We start from the raw sequence: 20196 nt of genomic DNA on the forward strand, positions 1-20196 counted from the left end.
TCGCTGTCGATGCGGCGGACGGGCTCCTCGCGCCAGGACAGGTTGAAGGTCCAATAGGTCGGGACGAAGAACCCGCGGAGCGGCGCCGCCCGGCCGGCGAAGGAGGGGGCTCCCGGAAAGGGGAACGGGCCGGCGCGGGGGTGTCCCGGCCGGCCCGTGGGGCGTCGCGCGCGGCGGCGCTACTCGGCGACGTGGAGGCCGCCGGGGAGGCGGTGCGGGCGGTCGCCTTCGAGGCGGAGGAGGCGGGCCTCCAGCGCCGCGATCTCGGCCTGGCGGTCGTCCAGCGCGGCGGCGAGGTCGCGCGGGTCGGGGGCGGCGGGCTCCTCCTCCTTGGCGCCGACGAAGCGGCCGAAGACCCAGGAGGCGACCCGCTGGAGGTCGTCCATGATGAGGAAGAACGACGGGACCACCACCAGCGACAGCATCGTGGAGGCGATGATGCCGCCGATCACCGCCGTCGCCATGGGCGCTCGGAAGGAGCCGCCCTCGCCCACGCCGAGCGCCGAGGGGAGCATCCCCGCCGACATCGCGATGGAGGTCATCACGATGGGACGGGCGCGCTTGTGCCCGGCCTCGACCACCGCCTCGAAGCGGGTCATGCCGCGGGCCCGCATCTCGACCGCGAAGTCCACGAGCAGGATCGCGTTCTTGGTGACGATCCCCATCAGCATCAGGATCCCGATCATCACCGGCATGGAGACCGGGCTCTGGGTCAGGATCAGCGCCGCCGCCACGCCGCCGATGGCGAGCGGCAGCGAGAACAGGATGGTGAAGGGCTGGATCACCGAGCGGAACAGCAGGATCAGCACGGTGAGCACCAGCAGGAGGCCCAGGATCATCGAGTTGACGAAGGAGGTCGCGAGCTCCTGCTGGACCTCGGCGTCGCCGGATTCGGCGGTGTGGACGCCGGGCGGGAGCTGCACGGAGGCCACGATCTCGTTGAAGCGCGCCGTGGCGGTGCCGAGCGGCACGCCGGGGGGCAGGTTGGCGCCGATGGTCACGAGCCGCTCGCGGTTCAGGCGCTCGATGGCCGAGGGGCCCTCGGTGATGCGGATGTCGGCCACGGCGTCGAGCGGGACCGAGCCACCGCCCGCCGTGGGCACCCGCAGCGCGCCGATGCGGGCGAGGTCGTCGCGCGTCGCCTCGGAGACCTCGACGCGGACGGGGACCTGGCGGTTGTCGAGGCTGAGCTTGGCCAACTCGCGTCGTAGTCGCCGATGGTGGCCACGCGCAGGGTCTGGGCGATGGAGGCCGTGGTGACGCCGAGGCGCGCGGCCTCCTCCAGGCGGGGCGTGATCTGGAGCTCGGGCCGGGGCAGGGCGCCCTCGGCCGAGACGCCGGCGAGGAGCGGCTCGCCCTGCAGGGCCTTCTCCAGCCGCTGCACGCCCTCGTTCAGCGCCGCCTCGTCGTTGGAGAGGATCGAGTAGGTGATGTCGCGGCTGCCGCCGCCGGGGCCGACGTTGAGCCGGTAGGCGCGGATGTCGGGGATGGGCGCGACGAGGCCCGCCACCTCCTGCTCGATCTCCCATTGCGGGCGGATGCGGCCGTGGGGCGGCAGGTCGGGCACGAGGTCGCGGACCACGGGGATGCGGTCGGCGATGTCGAGGAGCTTGCGCTCGAGCGAGTTGTCGAGGCGGTCCAGGATCACCGACACGGCGGCGCGGCGCACGTCGAGCCCGCCGGTGGGCGAGGAGCCGCCCAGAACGAACACGTCCTTGACCCCGTCCACGTCGCGGATCGCGGCGGTGATGGCGTCGGTGGCGCGCTCGGTGTCCTCGAGGGTGCTGCGGGGGCAGCTCGACCGAGAGCTGGAAGCGGCTGGAGTCGTCCGGCGGGAAGAGCGAGCCCGGGACCTGCATCATGAAGTAGACCGACACGAACAGCACGCCGAAGGCGGTGAGGAGCGTGAGGTAGCGCGCCGGGATGAAGAGGAGCCGCCCGGTGGCGGTGGCCTTCACGAAGCGCATGTAGCCGCGCATGACGAGGCCGTCCCGCTGCTCGTGCCCGGCGGCGTCCTTGGCGCGCATGAAGTAGGCGGCAAGGAGCGGCGTGATGAGGCGCGCCACCAGCAGCGAGAAGATCACCGCGATGGCGACCGTGAGGCCGAACTGCCGGAAGTACTGGCCGGGGATGCCGGGCATGAAGGAGACGGGGACGAAGACCGCCACGATGGTCGAGGTGGTGGCGATCACCGCGAGCCCGATCTCGTCGGCGGCGTCGATGGCGGCGCGGAAGGGCGTCTTGCCCATGCGGATGTGCCGCTGGATGTTCTCGATCTCCACGATGGCGTCGTCCACCAGGATGCCGGTGGCCAGCGTCAGCGCCAGGAAGGAGATGAGGTTGAGCGAGAACCCGAGGAGGTCCATCGCGTAGAAGGTCGGGATCGCCGAGAGCGGCAGGGCGATGGCCGAGATCAGCGTCGCGCGCCAGTTCCTGAGGAACAGGAGCACCACGATGACGGCGAGGATCGACCCCTCCATCAGGGTGTGGAGCGCGGCCTCGTAGTTGCCCTCGGTGTAGAAGACGGTGTCGTCGACGAGCGTGATGGCCACGCCGGGGTTGGCGGCGCGGATCTCGTCGAGCGTCTCGTTGACCACCTCGGAGACGCTGACCTCGGAGGCGCCCTTGGCGCGGTAGACGCCGAAGGTCACGACGCGCTGGCCGCCGACCTTGGTGAAGGAGCGCAGCTCCTCGTAGGTGTCGGTGACGGCGCCGAGGTCGTCCAGGCGCACCTGCTGGCCGGTCGGCAGCGCGATGGTGGTGGCGGCGAGGCGGGCGGCGTCGCCCTGGTCGCCCAGCACGCGGATCGCCTGCTCGCCGTTGCCGAGCTCGCTGCGCCCCGCCCCCTGGTTGGCGTTGGTGAGCGTGAGCTGCTGGCTGACGGCGGCGGCGGTGATGCCGTAGGCGTCGAGGCGGATGGGGTCGAGGTCCACGCGGATCTCGCGGTCGGCGCCGCCGTAGCGGTCGACGCGGCCCACGCCGGGCAGGCCCTGGAGCTCGCCCTTGATGGTGTCGTCGACGAAGTAGGAGAGCTCCTCGAAGGTCATGGCGGGGGCCGAGACCGCGAAGGTCATGATGGCCCCGCCCTCGACGTCCACGCGGGTCACGGTGGGCGTCTCGACGTCGGCGGGCAGGTCGCCCGTGATCTGGTCGATCTCGTCCTTGACGTCCTGCACGGCCTGGTCGGTCGGGACCTCCATGCGGAACTCGACCATGGTCGAGCTGAGGCCGTCGGTGATGGTGGAGCGGACGTTCTTCACGCCCGAGATGCCGGCGACGGCGTCCTCGATCTTGCGGGTGACCTGGGTCTCCAGCTCGGCGGGCGCGGCGCCGGGCTGGGAGACGCTGACCGACACGAGCGGCACGTCGATGGACGGGAATTGCGTGATCGGGAGCGTGTTGAAGCTCTGCCACCCGAGGAGGAGGAGGAGCGCGAAGGCCAGGATGGGCGCAACCGGGTTGCGGATGGACCAGGCGGAGAAGTTCATGGGGTCACTCCGTAGGGGCCTGGGCGCTGGCCTGGGCGTCGGCCGGCACGGGATTGATGCGGTCGCCGGGGCGGACGAAGGCGCCGGCCTTGGTGACGACGAGGTCGCCTTCGGAGAGGCCCTCGGCGATGCCCACGAGGCCGCCGTCGCGGATGCCGAGCGTCACGGGCACGCGCTCCACCATGCCGTCACGCACGCGCATGACGGTCGCGCCCTCCGCGTTCGCGCCGACGGCGGTGACGGGGACGGCGAGCTGGTCCTCCTCGGCCACGATGACCTCGGCGGTGAGGAACATCCCCTTCACGACGCGGGACGGGTCGTCGATCTGGATGCGGGCGGTGCCGAGGCGGGTGGTCGGGTCGATGGCGGGCTCCACGAGGCGCACGGTGCCGGCGATGGGCTCGGCGCCCTCGACGGACGTGAGACGGGCGACCTGGCCGGGGCGGAGGCGCAGGAGGTCCTGCTCGGACACGTCGGCGCGCATCTCCATGGCGTTGTCGCGGACGACCGTGAACATCGCCGCGCCGGCGGCCGAGGCGATGGCGCCGACCTGCGCGTTGCGGGCGACGACGAGGCCGGCGACGGGCGCCTTGACCTCGGTGCGCGAGAGCTGGAGCCGGGCGTTGGCGATCTGGGCGTCCACGAGCTCCAGTTGCGCGCGGGCGGAGGCCACGCCCTGCTCGGCCACGTTGGCCCCGGCGCGCGCGGCCTTGGCGGCGGCGGCGGTCTGGTCGGCCTGGGCCTGGGGCACGGAGCCGGCCTGCACGAGCTCGGCGTTGCGGGCGGCCTGGCGCTCGGCCTCCTCGGCGTTGGCGGTGGCCTGGATGACGTTGGCCTCGGCCTGCGCGATCTGCGCCTCGGTGGAGGCGCGGTTGGCGGCGAGCTGGCTGAGCTGCAGCTCCAGCGTCGAGGTCGAGAGGCGGGCGAGGACCTGCCCCTCCTCCACGCTGTCGCCCACGTCGGCGAGGAGCGCGTCGATGGGCTGCCCCTCGACGAGCGGCTGGACCTGCACCTCCTCCACGGCGTCCACGAGGCCGGAGGCGACGACGCGGTCGGTGAGGGTCTGCGGACGCACCTCGGAGACGGTGATGGCGGGCAGCGCGGTCTCGGTCGCGGGCGGGGCCTCGGAGGCGCTCGCCTCCTGCGAGCGGGCGAGTCCGGGCGCGGCGAGGAGGGCGGCGATGGTCAGGGCACGGATCAGGGCGGGCATGTCAGCGGTCCTTGGCGAGGGAGAGGGCGTCGTCGATCACCCCGTCGATGGTCCGCAGGACGAGGTCGGTGAGGCCCTCGTCGGGCGAGCCCTTGGACGAGGGGCCGCACATGACGCCGTGCATGATGAGGAAGATGAGATGGGCGTGGGTGCCGAGGCGCGCCTGCGCCCCGTTGTCGGAGAGGCCCGCGACATGGCCCAGGACCTGCGCCATGCGACGGCTGATCCCCTCCTCGAGGCCGCCCAGCGCGGCGGCGACCTCGGGCTTGCGGGTCGCGGTGGCGGCGATCTCGGCCCAGAGGCGGTCGCCCCCCTCGCACTTCTTGACGATCTCCTCGCGCAGGCGGGCGCGGAAGGCGGCGAGGGGGTCGGGGGAGGCGATGATCTCCTGGAAGCCCTTGTCGATCTCCTGCAGGTCGCGGGCGATCATCGCCTCCACGAGCGCGGCCTTGGAGGGGAAGTAGCGGTAGAAGTTCCCCGCGCTCATGCCCGCCGCGCGGGCGAGGTCCTGCATCGAGGCGCCGTCGAAGCCCTTCTCCACGAAGGCCTGCCGGGCATGGGCGAGGATCGCCTCGGCGCGCTGTCTGGCCTCGGCCGTGTCGGTGGTGGCGATGGGCTGCTGGAGCACGCGGCGAATCCCCTGAGTCGAATCGAAGTGAATGAACGTTCATTCACATGGAGCAGGCGGGCCGTCCTGTCCAGTGATTTCCGTTAGCGTCAGGCAAGAATCTGCTGCGGTGGTAGTGCGGCCGTGCGCGCCGGAAAAGTCGGGAGTCCCTTACCTCGGGGCCTTTTCGCCGAACCGATGCGCGGATGCCTGTTCGAGCAGCGTCACGACCTCCTCGTCGGCGGTCTGGGAGAAGTCGTCGTAGAAGAGGCCCACCGCGCGGAAGGGGTCCGGGGCGAGGAGGCAGTGGAGCTCGTCCACGAGGGGGCGGAGCTCGGCCAGCACCTCGGGCGGGGCGACGGGGACGGCGAGGATCAGGCGGGCGGGGCGCGCCCGGGCAAGGCCCCGGAGCGCGGCCTTGACGGTGGCGCCGGTGGCGATGCCGTCGTCGACGACGATCGCGGTGCGGCCCTCGACGGGGAGGGGCGGGCGGGGGCCCAGATAGGCGGCGCGGCGGCGGGCGATCTCGGCCACCTGACGGGCGGTCTCCTCGGCGATGTAGGACTCGGGGACGCGGAGGGCGGCGATGACCGCCTCGTTGCGGACGACCTGCGGGGGCTCGCCGTCCACGACGGCGCCGATGGCGTATTCCTCGTGGCCGGGGGCGCCGATCTTGCGGACCAGGATCAGGTCGAGGGGCGCGCGGAGGGCGCGGGCGACCTCGTAGGCCACGGGGACGCCGCCCCGGGGGAGGGCGAGGACGACGGGGGTCGGGACCGAGAGGGGCGCGAGGCGTTCGGCCAGGAGGCGGCCGGCCTCGCGGCGGTCGTGGAAGCCGTCGGGACCGAGGCGCATCGCGGGCCTCCCTGGGCCTGGGGCTGTCGCGGGGGAGAACCGCAGGTGGCCGGATCGGTTCCCCAAAGCGTGACGCAATCTCGTCAGGAGGCTGAGGGCAAATCCGTCAAACTTGGCGGAAAGGCCAGAATGGTGCGTTGACTTGACGCAGGCGATGAGTAGCAGTCCGAGGGCAAGAACCGCAGCGAGCGGGGGAGCGTCGGCCAACGACGCCGCGAGGACGGGAGAGGACCGGCGTGCAAGCCACCATCGAGAATCCAGGCGTCGCGGACGTGGGGGCGGTCCCCGTCCGGACGACCGCTGTCATCGGGCGTCCCTGACCGGGAGGCCCTCCGGCATGATCGGACCCGCGGCGAGCCGGACGCCGCACTGGGAGGAACACCTATGAAGAAGACCCTGATCCTGGCCGGCTTTGCCGCCCTGATGTCCAGCTCGGCCATGGCCGAGACCGTCGGCGTGTCGATGGCCCTGTTCGACGACAACTTCCTGACCGTGCTGCGCAACGGGATCACCGAATACGCCGGCACGCTGGACGGCGTGGAAGTGCAGGTCGAGGACGCCGGCAACGACGTGGGCAAGCAGCTCGACCAGATCAACAACTTCATCGCCGCCGGCGTGGACGCGATCATCGTGAACCCGGTGGACACCTCGGCCACCGAGGCGATGTCGCAGGCCGCCGCCAACGCCGGCATCCCGCTGGTCTACGTCAACCGCCAGCCGATCAACGTCGACTCGCTGCCCGACAACCAGGCCTTCGTCGCCTCGGACGAGCGGGAATCGGGCACGCTGGAGACGCAGGAGGTCTGCCGCCTCCTCAAGGAAGCCGGCAAGACCGAGGCCAACATCATCGTCATCCAGGGCGAGCTGTCGAACCAGGCCGCCGTGCAGCGCACCCAGGACGTGCATGACGTGATCGGCACGCCCGACTGCTCGTTCATGACGATCGTGGAAGAGCAGACCGGCAACTGGAGCCGCCAGCAGGGCGCGGACCTGATGTCCAACTGGCTCTCGGCCGGGACGCAGTTCGACGCCGTCGTCTCGAACAACGACGAGATGGCGATCGGCGCGATCCAGGCGATGAAGGCCGCCGGGATGGACATGAAGGACGTGATCGTCGGCGGCGTGGACGCCACCCAGGACGCGCTGGCCGCGATGCAGGCGGGCGACCTCGACGTGACCGTGTTCCAGAACGCCGCCGGCCAGGGCAAGGGCGCGCTGGACGCGGCGCTCGCGCTCGCCCGTGGGGAGCCGGTGGAGCAGAAGGTCTACGTGCCCTTCGAGCTCGTGACCCCCGAGAACATCGACCAGTACCTGACCCAGAACTGATCCGACGTCGCTCCGGCCCCTTCGGGGGCCGGATTCTCGGCCCCGGCGCTGGACCCCTCCGGCGTTCGGGGCCGAGTCGTTTCCGGAGGTCAGGCCGCCAGGGGCGAGCCGGGGCGCGAGAGCCAGGCGCCGACGTCCCCGGGGGTGCAGCCCGGGCCCGCGCGGCGCGAGATGGCGGCGAGGACCGGCGCCATGGCGTCGTCGATGTAGGGCGAGAGCATCTCGAAGAAGGAGGCGGGCACCTCGACCATGGTGGTGGGCGAGGGGGCGCAGCGGAGCGCGTCGCAGAAGCCCGTGGCCTCGTCGAGCCGCTCGCGGCAGGACTCGGCCAGGCGGCCCGCGGCGGCGAAGCGGCGGTGGATGGCGGCGGCCAGAGCCTCGCGCGCGGGGTGGGGCACGTCGTCGAGCAGCGCGCGGGTGGTGTCGTAGGAGGCGAGGAGCTGGCTCACCTGGGCGAGCGCCCGCTGCGCGGCGGCCGTCGCGTCGGCCTTGAGCGCGTGGCCGGCCACCAGGGCGGGGAGGGCGGGCAGGCGGACGGACATGGGGGCTCCTCTGCTGGGGGTGTGGGTGCAGGATGCTCCGAGGTTCCGTCCCGATTGCGGAAAATCTTGCGCCGATTCGCGATTCGCGTGGGACTGTGGCAGGGACGGGACGCCCCGATTCGCGGGGTGCCCGGTCGCATGGCGGCCGGCGGGTCGAGGCGCCCGGCGGGGAGGCTTGCGCGGGACGCCTCAGGCGGCGCGGGGACTGCGGAGGCGCGGTGGCGAGGGCGGTGCCGGAGGCGTGCCGTCCTGGCCGAGGTCGGCGAGGATCGGGCAGTCGGGGCGGTCGTCGCCGGCGCAGCAGTCGGCGAGCGTGCGGAGCGTGTCGGCCATGGACCGGAGCTCGCGCATCCGGGCCTCCAGGCGCTCGACATGGTCGAGGGCGAGGCGCTTGACCTCGGAGCTGTGGCGGGAGCGGTCGGACCAGAGGGCGAGGAGCTCGCGGATGCCGTCCATCTGGAAGCCGAGGTCCCGGGCCCGGCGGATGAAGCGGAGGCGCTGCACGTCCTGCTCGGTGTAGGCGCGGTAGCCGGAGAGGCTGCGGGCGGCGGGAGGGATCAGGCCCTCCTGCTCGTAGTAGCGGATCATCTTGGCCGAGACGCCAGAGGCCTTGGAGGCTTGGCCGATGTTCATGGCGGTCACTCCGCGGGGGCGGGTTGGAGGGAGGGGGCCGCCTCGCCCGCGCGGTTCGGGGCGAAGCGGCGCAGGCGCAGGGCGTTGCCGAGGACGAAGACGGAGGACAGCGCCATGGCCCCGGCGGCGAGGACGGGGGACAGGAGCGTCCCGTTCAGGGGGTAGAGGATGCCGGCCGCGACCGGGATCAGCACCACGTTGTAGGCGAAGGCCCAGAAGAGGTTCTGCCGGATGTTGGCCATGGTCGCGCGCGAGAGGGCGATGGCGTCGGGGACGCCGCGGAGGCTCCCGGACATCAGCACCACATCGGCGGATTCGATGGCGATGTCGGTGCCGGTGCCGATGGCGAGGCCCACGTCGGCCTCGGCGAGCGCGGGGCGTCGTTGATGCCGTCGCCCACGTAGGCGAGCGCGCCGTGCTGGGCCTTCAGGCGCTTGATCGTGTCCACCTTGCCCTCGGGGAGGACCTCGGCCACGACCTCGTCGATGTGGAGGCGGCGGGCGATGGCCTCGGCGGTGCGGCGGTTGTCGCCGGTGACCACGGCGACCTTGAGGCCCAGCGCGTGGAGCGCGGCGATGGCGGCGGGGGTCGTGGGCTTGATCGGGTCGGCCACGGCGAGGATCGCGGCGAGCCGGCCGTCGAGGGCGGCGTAGAGGGGCGACTTGCCCTCGTCGGCGAGGCGCTGGGCCGTGGCCGCGAAGGGGGAGACGTCGAGCCCGAGCGAGGCCATGAAGCGGTCGGCGCCGATCTCGACGCGCTGCCCGTTCACCTCGGCGCGGACGCCCATGCCGGTGACGGACGCGAAGCCTTCCGCTGCGGCCAAGGTCAGGCCACGCGCCTCGGCGGCCTCGGCAATGGCGCGGGCGATGGGGTGCTCGGACCGGGCCTCGACGGCGGCGACGGCGGCGAGGGTCGCGTCGCGGTCGAAGCCGGGGGCGGTCTCGAGGTCGGTCAGGGCGGGCTTGCCTTCGGTCAGGGTGCCGGTCTTGTCGAGCGCCACGGCGCGGACGTCGCGGAGGGACTGGAGCGCCTCGCCGTTGCGGAAGAGGACGCCGAGCTCCGCCCCGCGCCCGGTGCCGACCATGATCGAGGTCGGCGTGGCGAGGCCCATGGCGCAGGGGCAGGCGATGATGAGGACGGCCACGCCGTTCACCAGCGCGAAGGTGAGGGCGGGGTCGGGGCCGAGGACCAGCCAGACGAGGAAGGTGAGTGCGGCGGCGGCCATGACGGCGGGGACGAACCAGAGCGTCACCCGGTCCACGAGGGCCTGGATGGGGAGCTTGGAGCCCTGCGCCTGCTCCACGAGGCGGATGATCTGGGAGAGGACCGTGTCGCCGCCGACCGCCGTGGCGCGGAAGGTGAAGGCGCCGGTGCGGTTGACGGTGCCGCCGGTGACGCGGGCGCCGGGCCCCTTCTCGACGGGGATGGGCTCGCCGGTGATCATGGATTCGTCGACGAAGCTGCCGCCCTCGGTGACCTCGCCGTCCGTGGGGATGCGCTCGCCGGGGCGGACCTCGACGAGGTCGTCGGGGCGGAGGTCGGCGGCGGGAATCTCCGTGACCGCGCCGTCGCGGCGGACGCGGGCGGTGGGGGGCTGGAGGTGGAGGAGGCGTCGGATGGCCTCGGAGGTGCGGCCCTTGGCGCGGGCCTCGAGGGTGCGGCCGAGGAGGATCAGGGTGACGATGACGGCGGCGGCCTCGAAGTAGACGTTGGCCGTGCCGGCGGGAAGGACGCGGGGCGCGAAGGTCGCCACCGTGGAGTAGGTCCAGGCGGCGAGGGTGCCGACGGCCACGAGGCTGTTCATGTCGGGTGCCAGACGCCCGAGCGCGGGCAGGCCCTTGCGGAGGAAGCGCAAGCCGGGGCCGAAGAGGACGAAGCTCGTCAGCACGAACTGGAGGATGCGGCTCGTCTGCATCCCGAGGGTGTTCATGACGAAGGCGTGGATCGCCGGGATGAAGTGCGAGCCCATCTCCAGCACGAACACGGGCAGCGTCAGGGCGGCGGCGACGAGGAGGTCGCGGCGGAGCGCGCGGCGCTCGACCTCGCGGCGGGCATCGGCCTCGGTGTCCGGGGCGGCCTGGGCCCGGATCGGACGGGCGTCGTAGCCGGCGTCCTCGATGGCGGCGACGAGCGCGGCGGGGTCGGCGGCGCCCTGGACGGTCGCGCGCTCGGTGGCGAGGTTGACGTTCGCGGAGGTCACGCCGGGGACGGCGAGGAGCGCCTTCTCGACGCGGGCGACGCAGGAGGCGCAGGTCATGCCCTCGATGGCGAGGTCCAGGGAGGTTGGCGCGGCGGGGACGTCGTAGCCCGCGTCCTCGATGGCGGCGACGAGGGCCGCGCGGGGGGCGGTGCCGGTGACGGTGGCACGCTCGGTGGCGAGGTTCACGGAGGCGGAGGCGACGCCGGGGACCTCCTTGAGCGCGCGCTCCACGCGGCCGACGCAGGAGGCGCAGGTCATCCCGACGACGGGGAGGTCGATGGTGTCGAAGCTGTGAGGCTGGGGCGCGGCGGTCATGGCGCGGTCTCCTGAATCGGTCCGCTGAGGGAGATAAGGGTTCCCATCATGGGAAGGTCAAGATGGGACGAGCGGGGAAAATGTCGCAGGCCGGGTCCTTGACCTTGCCATGATGGGAAGCCCTATCTCGATGGGCAGGTGCCACTTGGAGACGTGCCATGAAGTTCCGGATCGACAACATGACCTGCGGCGGCTGCGCGCGCAGCGTGACCCGCGCCATCCAGAAGCTGGACCCGGCGGCGGAGGTCAGCATCGACGTGGACGGGCGGCTGGTCGAGGTCCGGTCGCAGCGGCCCGAGGGCGAGGTCGCGGGGGCGCTGCAGGCCGTGGGCTTCCCGCCGGTCGCGGCCTGAGGGCGGCCCTCGATTTACGTCGCGACCCCTCTGGACAGCCCCGCAAGGGTCGCCTAGAAGGCCGCCACCCGATGCGGGACCGACCGTCCCGCATCCCCGTGCCTGGGTAGCTCAGGGGTAGAGCAGTCGACTGAAAATCGACGTGTCGGTGGTTCAAATCCGCCCCCGGGCACCATTTTTACTCATTGAAAGTAATAGGTTAGAGTAGATTAGGGCCAAGGTGCCGGTTGCTCCGGAGTTCTGGGGTAACAGTTGGGGTAACATCTGTCTTGTATTGGTTCGCTATCCACCTGAGCTGGGAACTGACTAAGTCCCCGAACGCGAGCGTGGTCTGAGTGCGGAGGAGGTCGAGGAGGCCCTGGGTGATTTTAACCTCGAGGTCCGGCCCTTCACGGCCGTCCAGGCCTAAGCCTCAGGTCACCTGCGGCACGCGACGCGGTCGCAGGGGCTCTCGCTCGGCGACCGGGCCTGCCTAGCGCTGGCGGTGGAGCTTGGCGCCCACGGTTCTCACGGCCGACCAAGCTTGGGGCAAGGTAGAGGCGGGTGCGGCCGCCGAGGTTATCCGGTAGGACAGGGCACGGCGGCGCCTTTGTCGAACGGTCGAACTAACGCGCGATCCTGGCGACGAGGTGAGTTCTGACTCGGGAGATGCCCGGCAGGCCATCGCACAGCATGATCTCCAGCAGGGAGGCACCCTCAAGGGACGGGTTGGGCCGGCGCAGTATTTCCGCCGCACGCCCCGGCTCCGGAGCGATCAGCTGAAGCGAGCGGCAGGCGCCCAGCACGGATCAGGGGCTTCAGCTTCGCTGCTGAGCGGCTCGCTCAGTGTCCGCTACATTTTTCGAATACCCCCTGCTACGAACTCCGAACGGACGCTGGGACACGGAACGCTCGCATTCCGTTCTTCTATTGTTCTATCGTGACCGGAGATGTTGAGTGGTGCGCGAGTCGCCGCGTACGCTCCAAGAATAGGGGATCTCGCCGGACAACCCGGTGGAAGCGAGCGGCGGCTATACGCAACGTTGAGGGCGCAATGCTTCATCAGCCTCCTATGCACCCACGAGCGCCGTTTTGAAACCAGCTCTTAGGGCATCCTTCATCTTCTGGGCGGAGTCGTCGCTGGCCATGTCCGGATCCTTTCGAGGAGAGGTGGGAGTACAGTCTCGCGCCGACCCGCTCCCACCGGCTGGTCAAGGAGGAAGTTAGCTCGTGCAGGTTGTGCGGCTATAACGCTAACACTGTGGTCTATTCTGGGTGGCCCTTAGACCCTGGCCGATGTCACGGCATCAGCAATCGGCGCAGACTCCTGTTGGGCTCGAGGAGGAGAGTAGGCGTGAACGTGGTCCGACAGAACCTACTGACACAAGCCGGCTATGCCCCCTACTGCGGAGCTCAGGACTGTTCGCGCGACTGGCCGCGCGCCCGCTGGGACGGCGCCCAGTTCCGCTGCGACTGCGGCTGGCGCTCGGCCCTTCCAGCCGCCTTCGTAGCCGAGTACCGGGCCAAGTGGGGCATCTGGGTCTAAAGCCGCTGTACCCTGAGCACCCAGAGCTAGCACACGAGGTCCGATCATGCGCCGCGGCGTCGCTTCAACTCTTCTGGCCCTCGCACTTCTTGCCGGCTGCAGCGCCGGCGGCGCTGGAGAGGCTAGCCGCGTTGTAGTTCAAGGGGCCGGGCCCGACGAGTTCCTGAAGCTGCGGACCGGCCCAGGGCTGGGCTACCGCATCGTCCTGGGTCTGCCGGACGGCACCCAGCTCATCCGCCGCGATTGTGTGACCGAGGGGGGTCAGCTCTGGTGCCGGGTCTCGCTTTCCGCCGCGCCGCAGATCACGGGCTACGTCTCCGCTGACTACCTGTCGGCCATCTGAGCCCAGCGTGCCGCCCCCGGATGTCCCTCGGCCCGCTCGGCTGGTCCTCAGAGCAGCGGCCGGCGTTCCCTACGCCAGCGCCGGCCCGGCGACCTCGACGAGGTTGATTTCCGGCGGCACGCCCAGCCGGACCGGTGCGATGGAGCAGCCGAGCCCGCCGGACACGATCAGGTGGCGATCCTCTTCGACCACGTGCCCGTAGGCGTAACGGTTGCCGAAGCGCGAGGGCACGACCGGCGAGTAGCCCAAGAGCCGCACCTGTCCGCCATGCGTGTGCCCCGACAGGGTCAGCGCCACGGAGGGCGGCACCTGGGGAAAGATGTCGGGCTCGTGCGCGAGCAGCACGACCGGCGCCCCGTCGGGGATCTGGGCCAGCGTGCCGGGCAGGTCGTCGAGACGGGTCATGCGGGTCCGTCCCCACTGCCGTCCTGGCAACAGGGCCAGCTGGTCGGCCAGTCCGGCCAGCCAGAATGCTGACCCGTTCAGGCTGAGGCGCACCGCCTCGTTCTCCAGCACCCGGATGCCGGCCGCCTCCAGTGCAAGGCGCCCCAGCACCGGGCCACGGCCTTGCCGCTGCGCGGTCTCATCCGCCCACCAATCGTGGTTGCCCAGAATGGCATAGACGCCGAGCGGAGCGACGAGTCGGGCGAGCGGCCGCGACCAATTGGGCGAGGGGACCTGGCCCGTCGTAAAGCGATGCCCGGCCACGTAGTCGCCCAGGAGGACGACCAAGTCAGCCCCTAGGGCGTTGCATTGCGCGACGATGCTCTCGATGCGCCGTTCCGTCATCCAGGGCTCGCAGGCATGGAGGTCGGCGAGCACGGCGATGCGCAGGGTGGGTGTTGCGCCCCACGTGCTCGGCGTGACGCGGTAGCTGACCACCCGCTCCAAGAGGAGAGGCTCTACACCCACGGCACAGGCGCCCAGCGTGGCAGGCGCGGCCAGAAGGCCGGCGGTCCAGGCCAGAACCCGCCGTCGCGTCAGCCTCATGGAGCACCCCCAATCCCTACCCAACGCCGATGAGCACAGCCGCGTCGGCGCCCGTTCCGACTACGTTGGCTCGAGAGTGCAGCATCGACACCTGCTGTGAAAGAACCCAGGCCCTGACTCTTCCGAGGTCTGATCTCGCTGGCTTTCTCGACCGAACTGGACCGGCAGCTGGACGTTACCGATGAGCAAGGCACGGCGGGTGCAGTGAGAGCCGTCGCAGATGGGATAAGGAAAGCGAGAGCCGAGAAGCGACCATGTCCTACATCATCAACCTCATCGTGAAGGACCGCCGTTAGATTTGCCCAAAGAGACCAGCCTAGGCGACTTCGCTCTGCGAGGGGCCCGGAGATCCAGCAACGGCGCGGGAAGCCAAGCCTGGTCCGGCCAGGACGGACGTGATGCTACTCATGCCAGTTGGGCCGTAGGCGGTTTCCCTAATGCTGTTCAAGACGGACGTCTCTGCGACTCTATCTTGAAGTAATGCGGCAATCGTTCCACGACCGGCCCAATTCGCTCGTTCAGCCTGCGCAGGTGGGTGGTCATCGCGTGGCGGATCTCTTTGTGATCGCCCCGTGCCACGGCCTCCACGATCTCCCGGTGCTCCTGGACGAGGTCCGCCGCGCGCTCGCGGGCTGGAAGCGCGAGTCGACGCGCCCGCTCCAGCCGAAGACCGACGTCCGCCGCCACGTCTAGGATGCTCGGATGGCCGGTGGCTTCCAAGATAAGGGCGTGAAGAGCCTTGTCCATGTCATGAAGTCCATCCTGATCGCCGTCCGCTGCTAGCAACTCCTGCATGGCGATGTTGCGTCGCAAGCCTCGTAGCACGTGCGGATCGGCCTCGTCGGCGACGTGGATGGCTGCCGCTACCTCGATCGCCTCCCGCAGGAACACGCCTTCAGCGATCGCTGGGACGGAGAGTCGGCTCACGTAGGACCCGGACTGGGGCACGAGGTCCACGAGCCCTTCCAAGGAAAGCTGAAGGATCGCCTCATTGATGGGAGATCGCGACGTGCCAAAGCGGAGGCACAGTTCTGCCTTATCCAAAGATGTGCCCGGCTCGATCCGCAATGCCAAGATGTCCGCCTTGAGGTCCTCGTAGACCATCCCGGCCAGCGATTGCGTCCGGCTCCGCCTTCCGTGGACGACCGCAGCACGCCCCATCAGACCTCCTTCTGATTCAACTAACATATTAGATCTTGCAGTGTTGCGTCAATCATGGAACCCTTCCCTCAACGTCGGGGGAGGCTCGACCAAATCGATGTTGGCGTCATTTCGACCCAAGCCAAGCTGGGCTGGCCGAGTGGACGACTCACTTGGCACTCACGTGCGATCGCCCGCAGCACGGCGCCCCTGGCGACCTAACAATGAGCAGTGACATGAACGGGCTCCAGCTTCCGGCCGATTGGCGCGAGCGTATTGGAAGTCTGGGCCAGATCGCCCGCGCAGAGGCCGTGATGGCGATCGATGGTCCGGGGACCGGCACCCGCCGCATCCTGGTCGAGAGCGGGCGGGGGGCTCGCCTTCGAGGTGCTGCCCGACCGTGCGCTCGACATCGGCCGAGCGACGTTCCGCGGCCTCCCGCTCGCCTGGCGGTCCCCCGTCGACTTCCCTCTTGGAGCGAGTGTCGGCGAAGGAGGCGTGGATTGGCTGCGCGGCTTCGGCGGAGGACTTCTTGCGACCTGCGGCCTCGACAGCATGGGTCCGGCCTCGCTGGACGGTGGCCGGGAGCACGGCTTGCATGGCCGGATCGGCCGGATGCCGGCCTCGGTCACGCGCTGCGAGGTCACCGACCAGCAGGTGATCATCGGCGGCACCGTGCGGCAGGCGGCCCTCTTCGGCGAGACGCTTCGCCTCGACCGGACGATTTCGGCCGAGGTCGGGGGCGCCTCCATCCGGATCGAGGATCGCGTGACCAACGAGGGCATGGACCCGGAAGGGCACATGATCCTCTATCACTGCAACTTCGGCTGGCCGTTCCTGGACGAAGGCGCGCGGGTCGTTGGCCCCGGACCTGCGCCCACGCCCCGCGACCCGCCCGCCGCCGCCGGCCTCGACACCTGGGCTGAGGTCCACGGGCCCGTCGATGATTATCCCGAGCAGGTCTTCGTACATGACGTGCAGGGCCCCGAGGGCCGGGCTCGTCTTGAGAACCCGCGCCTCGGCCTGGTCGCTGCGCTATCGTGGGACGCCTCCACGCTCCCCGCGATGTTCCAGTGGAAGCTCCTGCGCCGGCGCCAGTACGTGATGGGCCTCGAGCCGGTGAACACCCGCGCCATCTTCGGGCGCGCCCGTGCCCGGGCGGACGGCGAACTGCCCATCCTCGCACCCGGCGAGACCCGCGCCTACCGGCTGACGCTGTCGGTGGACGAGCTGGCATGAGCCCGCCCGTCCTTGAGATGAGGGGCATCGCCAAGACCTTTCCGGGCGTGCGCGCGCTTTCCAGCGTGGACCTGACGGTCCGTGCCGGCTCTGTCCATGCCATCGTAGGCGAGAACGGTGCGGGCAAGTCCACGCTGATGAAGATCCTCTCGGGCCAGTACCAGCCGAGCTCCGGCGAGATCCGCCTGGACGGCGCTCCCGTGACCTTCTCGGGACCGGCTGACGCGGCGGCGCGCGGCATCGCTATGGTCCACCAGGAACTTAACCTCGCGCCGGACCTGACGGTGGCGGAGAACATCCATCTCGGGCGCATGCCGCGCCGGGGGTTCTTCGTGGACAAGCAGGCTCTGACGCGGGGCGCGCAGGAGGTACTGGCGGTCCTTGGCGCGAAGCTGCACCCAGGGGCCCGCGTCGGCGACCTCGCCGTGAGCCAGCAGCAACTCGTGGAGATCGCCAAGGCCTATGTCTCGCGTCCCCGGATCATCGTGCTGGACGAGCCCACCTCCTCGCTCAGCGAGCACGAGGCGCACCTTCTCTTTGCGGTCCTGCGCCGGATGCGCGAGGCTGGAACTTCCATCATCTACATCAGCCACCGCCTGCGCGAGGTGCTGGAGATCGCGGACGAGGTGACGGTGCTCCGCGATGGGCCATGGTGGGCCACGGCTCTGCGCCGGTCTGACGGCGGCCGAGATGATCCGCCTCATGGTCGGGCGGGACGTCACCGACCTCTTCCCCAAGCGGCCCGCCACGATTGGTGCCTCTGTGCTCGAGGTTGAGGGGCTGTCGGACGGCGGGCGCGTCCGCCATGTGTCGCTCACCGTCCGCGCGGGCGAGATCGTGGGGCTCACTGGGCTGGTGGGCGCCGGCCGGACAGAGGTGGCGCAGGCCCTCTTCGGCCTCGCACCACGCTCGGCCGGGTCCATTCGGGTGCGTGGGGTGCCGGTCTGCCCGCGCTCGCCCGCTCAGGCCCGCCGCGCCGGCCTTGCCTATGTGCCCGAGGACCGGAAGCGGGACGGCATCGCTCCCAACCTGTCGGTGCGCGAGAACATCACCCTGCCCATCCTGAGCAGGTTGGCCTGGCTCGGGACGGTGCGGCTCCGCAAGGAGCAGGGCCTCGCCCGTCAGCAGGCCAGGACCTTCGGCATCTCGCCCGCCGATCCCGAACGGCGGATCGCTACCCTGTCGGGCGGCAACCAGCAGAAGGCGGTGATCGCCCGATGGCTGGCCACTCAGCCCGCTGTGCTCATCCTGGACGAGCCAACGCGGGGCGTGGACGTGGGCGCCAAGGCCGAGATCCACGCGATCATCGGGGATCTCGTGGCGCAGGGCCTCGGGGTGCTTATGATCTCGTCGGAGCTGCCCGAGGTCATGGCCGTGTCGGACCGGGTCTACGTCATGCACGAGGGGCGGATCGCTCCGCCGCTCGCCCGGGGCGAGCTGAGCGAGGCTCGCATCATGGAGCTCGCCACGGGCGAGGCCACCGCATGAGTGCCGTGCCGGCCTCCACCCGCCACCGCCGGGTTCCTGCCGTTGTCCTCTTGTCGTCGCTGGCGCTGCCCCTGGCCATTCTCCCTAGTCCTCGGGATCGGAGCCGCCGTTTCCCCCAGCTTTCTGACCGTCGGTAACTTGCTCAACGTCCTGACCTCCATGTCCATCATTGGCGTCGTGGTGGTGGCGATGACCTTCGTTCTGGTGGCCGGCGGCCTGGCCGATCTCTCGGTGCCCGCAACGGTGGCCACTGGCGCCATTCTGTCGCTCGCCTTTCAGCCTGTCCTGGGCACCGTTGGTGCGTTTGGGGCCGGCGTGATGGCCGCCACCGCAGCTGGAGTGCTCAATGGCGTCTTGGTCGGCTATGGTCGGATCAATGCCATCATCGTGACCCTCGCGACCGGGACGATCATCCTGGGGGCCGCGCAGTGGAGCGTGGGCGGAGTGATCGTCTACGGCGCCTATCCGACGTCCGGCGACCTCCTGAAGGGCCGCATCGCCGGTGTCCCGGGTATCGTGCTCGTCTTCGGCCTCGCAGCGCTGATGGGGCACCTGCTCCTGTCGCGGACGGTCTGGGGTCGCTGGACGCGCGCTACTGGCGACAACTATGCCGCCGCCACGGCCGCCACTGTGCCCGTGCGTCTGGTCCGTGCGGGCGCCTTTGTGCTGACAGGCCTGGCCGGAGGGGTCAGCGGCGGGCTTCTCGGCCTCACCCTTCAGAACGCGCGCCCCGGCATCGGCCAAGGCTACGAGTTCGACGCGATCACCGCCGTCGTGGTCGGGGGTGTCTCCATCCTCGGCGGACAGGGCAGCGTCGGGCGCGCCGTGGGCGGCCTCGTCTTCGTGCAACTCCTGACCAATGTCATGACGCTGGCGGGAGTCCGTACGCCCGTGCAGGGGCTCGCCCTGGGCCTTCTCATCATCGCGGCCGTCGCCCTCGACGTGGCGGTCCGGCGGAGAGGTGGATCATGAGACGCGTCCTGAATGTAGCGGCTCGGCACCGCGTCATTGCCATCTTGATAGTTACGCTGCTCGCGGGCGCCATCCTTGTGCCTGGCTTCACGAGCCTGACCACGGCCGGGCTGGCCCTCGACCGGGCGGCCTCGATCGGCCTCCTCGCCATTGGCCTCACGGTCCTTCTCGCGGCCGGCCAGATTGACCTGTCGGGCGGGGCGGTCTTCGCTGTGAGCGGCATCGTGGCCATGGCGCTGCAGCCCTCCTTCGGAATCGGGCCATCCGCGCTCGTCGGCACTGCGGCGGGCCTCCTCGCCGGGTTCGTGAACGGCATCGTCGTGGTGGGCTTCGGGATCAACTCCCTCGTCGCGACCCTGGCCACTCTCCTCGCGTTCCGCGCCCTCGGTCACTGGATCACTGACAGCCAGCCCATGAGCGGCACGGACATCATGTTCTCGCTCACCATCAGCCAGATGTTCCTGGGCGTGCTGACGCTCCGGGCCGGCATGTTCCTGGCCCTGCTGGTCCTCCTTCATGTCTGGCTCACACGCGCCGTGGGCGGCCGCAGCCTCCTGGCGCTCGGGTCGTCGCCCGCCGCGGCGACCGCCAGTGGCCTGCATGCCGGACGGATGATGATCGCGGCCTTCGCTTTCGCGGGGCTGCTCGCCGGGGTGGCGGGGTGCTCCAGAGCCTCTCGGTCAACACCGGGTCTCCGGTCTTCGGCTCCGACCTCACCATCCTGGCGCTGACGGCTGTGGTAGTGGGGGGCACGCGGCTGGAGGGGGGTAGGGCCACGGCTCTGGGGACCCTGGGCGGCGTCCTGACCCTGGCGGCTCTCACCACCGCGATGGAGTTCCAGTCGGTGCCCGCCTACGTGCAGGAAATCGTCACCGGGACCATCCTTCTGGCCCTGGTCGCCCTGGACCGCGCGGCGACCCCGCGCCCAGCAACACCATGACGTTCAGCCGACAACAATCACCAAAGGGAG

General features: G+C 70.4%; 18 protein-coding genes, 1 tRNA gene and 2 pseudogenes. 11 read left to right on the plus strand and 10 right to left on the minus strand.

Annotated elements, in window-relative coordinates:
• Window positions 1-179 precede the first annotated feature (179 nt).
• From RUMESO_RS26740 to RUMESO_RS02700, 5 genes and pseudogenes are all read right to left on the minus strand, one after another.
• Complete coding sequence (locus RUMESO_RS26740; RefSeq protein WP_245639117.1) at window positions 180-1199, minus strand: efflux RND transporter permease subunit; 1020 nt, start codon at window positions 1197-1199, stop codon at window positions 180-182.
• Window positions 1200-1267: 68 nt separating this feature from the next.
• Window positions 1268-3488, minus strand: a pseudogene (locus RUMESO_RS26750) (efflux RND transporter permease subunit); the annotation flags it as partial.
• A gap of 4 nt (window positions 3489-3492) precedes the next feature.
• On the minus strand, window positions 3493-4698 hold the full coding sequence (locus RUMESO_RS02690) for an efflux RND transporter periplasmic adaptor subunit (RefSeq protein ID WP_156362639.1): 1206 nt from the start codon (window positions 4696-4698) through the stop codon (window positions 3493-3495).
• Between the two features lies 1 nt (window position 4699).
• Window positions 4700-5326, minus strand: a complete 627-nt coding sequence (locus RUMESO_RS02695) for a TetR/AcrR family transcriptional regulator (RefSeq protein ID WP_245639110.1) — start codon at window positions 5324-5326, stop codon at window positions 4700-4702.
• A 150-nt stretch (window positions 5327-5476) separates the two neighbouring features.
• Entirely contained in the window at window positions 5477-6160 is a 684-nt protein-coding gene (locus RUMESO_RS02700) for a phosphoribosyltransferase (RefSeq protein WP_037277895.1), read from the minus strand.
• Window positions 6161-6544: 384 nt separating this feature from the next.
• Here RUMESO_RS02700 and RUMESO_RS02705 point away from each other — a divergent pair, with 384 nt between their 5' ends.
• The gene (locus tag RUMESO_RS02705) at window positions 6545-7486 is read left to right on the plus strand and encodes a sugar ABC transporter substrate-binding protein (RefSeq protein ID WP_037277897.1); all 942 of its coding nucleotides are present in this window, start codon (window positions 6545-6547) and stop codon (window positions 7484-7486) included.
• Window positions 7487-7575: 89 nt separating this feature from the next.
• Here the strand turns inward: RUMESO_RS02705 and RUMESO_RS02710 are convergent, their stop codons facing one another.
• From RUMESO_RS02710 to RUMESO_RS02720, 3 genes and pseudogenes are all read right to left on the minus strand, one after another.
• On the minus strand, window positions 7576-8028 hold the full coding sequence (locus tag RUMESO_RS02710; RefSeq protein WP_037277899.1) for a hypothetical protein: 453 nt from the start codon (window positions 8026-8028) through the stop codon (window positions 7576-7578).
• A 189-nt stretch (window positions 8029-8217) separates the two neighbouring features.
• A complete protein-coding gene (cueR, locus tag RUMESO_RS02715) occupies window positions 8218-8661 on the minus strand; it encodes a Cu(I)-responsive transcriptional regulator (protein ID WP_037277900.1) in 444 nt (147 codons plus the stop codon).
• Window positions 8662-8666: 5 nt separating this feature from the next.
• Window positions 8667-11176: pseudogene (locus RUMESO_RS02720) on the minus strand (CopZ family metallochaperone).
• A gap of 158 nt (window positions 11177-11334) precedes the next feature.
• Here RUMESO_RS02720 and RUMESO_RS02725 point away from each other — a divergent pair.
• The 4 genes from RUMESO_RS02725 (at window position 11335) to RUMESO_RS02740 (ending at window position 13397) form a co-directional block, all read left to right on the plus strand.
• Window positions 11335-11529, plus strand: coding sequence for a heavy-metal-associated domain-containing protein (locus RUMESO_RS02725; protein ID WP_037277901.1), 195 nt, complete (start codon window positions 11335-11337; stop codon window positions 11527-11529).
• A 100-nt stretch (window positions 11530-11629) separates the two neighbouring features.
• A tRNA-Phe gene (locus tag RUMESO_RS02730) sits at window positions 11630-11704 on the plus strand.
• A 1158-nt stretch (window positions 11705-12862) separates the two neighbouring features.
• Window positions 12863-13054: a hypothetical protein gene (locus RUMESO_RS02735; RefSeq protein ID WP_037277902.1), complete on the plus strand. Its 192-nt coding sequence runs from the start codon at window positions 12863-12865 to the stop codon at window positions 13052-13054.
• Between the two features lie 46 nt (window positions 13055-13100).
• Window positions 13101-13397 carry an SH3 domain-containing protein gene (locus tag RUMESO_RS02740; RefSeq protein WP_037277904.1) on the plus strand — a complete coding sequence of 99 codons (297 nt, stop codon included), beginning with the start codon at window positions 13101-13103 and terminating at the stop codon, window positions 13395-13397.
• Between the two features lie 69 nt (window positions 13398-13466).
• On the opposite strand, the gene RUMESO_RS02745 is transcribed toward RUMESO_RS02740, so the two are convergent.
• Window positions 13467-14387 carry a metallophosphoesterase gene (locus tag RUMESO_RS02745; protein WP_037277905.1) on the minus strand — a complete coding sequence of 307 codons (921 nt, stop codon included), beginning with the start codon at window positions 14385-14387 and terminating at the stop codon, window positions 13467-13469.
• A gap of 444 nt (window positions 14388-14831) precedes the next feature.
• The gene (locus RUMESO_RS02750) at window positions 14832-15548 is read right to left on the minus strand and encodes a GntR family transcriptional regulator (RefSeq protein WP_051520947.1); all 717 of its coding nucleotides are present in this window, start codon (window positions 15546-15548) and stop codon (window positions 14832-14834) included.
• 303 nt (window positions 15549-15851) lie between these two features.
• On the opposite strand from RUMESO_RS02750, the gene RUMESO_RS02755 reads away from it, so the two are divergent.
• Genes RUMESO_RS02755 through RUMESO_RS26055 form a run of 6 tightly spaced genes read left to right on the plus strand, consistent with a single transcriptional unit; the run spans window position 15852 to window position 20166 of the window.
• Window positions 15852-16766 carry an aldose 1-epimerase family protein gene (locus RUMESO_RS02755; protein WP_051520948.1) on the plus strand — a complete coding sequence of 305 codons (915 nt, stop codon included), beginning with the start codon at window positions 15852-15854 and terminating at the stop codon, window positions 16764-16766.
• The gene (locus RUMESO_RS26045; protein WP_211262757.1) at window positions 16763-17542 is read left to right on the plus strand and encodes an ATP-binding cassette domain-containing protein; all 780 of its coding nucleotides are present in this window, start codon (window positions 16763-16765) and stop codon (window positions 17540-17542) included. Before RUMESO_RS02755 ends, RUMESO_RS26045 begins: the two co-directional genes overlap by 4 nt.
• Window positions 17457-18254, plus strand: a complete 798-nt coding sequence (locus RUMESO_RS26050) for an ATP-binding cassette domain-containing protein (RefSeq protein ID WP_211262758.1) — start codon at window positions 17457-17459, stop codon at window positions 18252-18254. Before RUMESO_RS26045 ends, RUMESO_RS26050 begins: the two co-directional genes overlap by 86 nt.
• A complete protein-coding gene (locus tag RUMESO_RS02765; protein WP_281177520.1) occupies window positions 18255-19226 on the plus strand; it encodes an ABC transporter permease in 972 nt (323 codons plus the stop codon).
• On the plus strand, window positions 19223-19957 hold the full coding sequence (locus tag RUMESO_RS02770; RefSeq protein WP_211262760.1) for an ABC transporter permease: 735 nt from the start codon (window positions 19223-19225) through the stop codon (window positions 19955-19957). Before RUMESO_RS02765 ends, RUMESO_RS02770 begins: the two co-directional genes overlap by 4 nt.
• A complete protein-coding gene (locus tag RUMESO_RS26055; RefSeq protein WP_211262761.1) occupies window positions 19888-20166 on the plus strand; it encodes an ABC transporter permease in 279 nt (92 codons plus the stop codon). Before RUMESO_RS02770 ends, RUMESO_RS26055 begins: the two co-directional genes overlap by 70 nt.
• Window positions 20167-20196 lie beyond the last annotated feature (30 nt).

The organism is Rubellimicrobium mesophilum DSM 19309, from assembly GCF_000600335.2.
GTDB classification, from domain to species: domain Bacteria; phylum Pseudomonadota; class Alphaproteobacteria; order Rhodobacterales; family Rhodobacteraceae; genus Rubellimicrobium; species Rubellimicrobium mesophilum.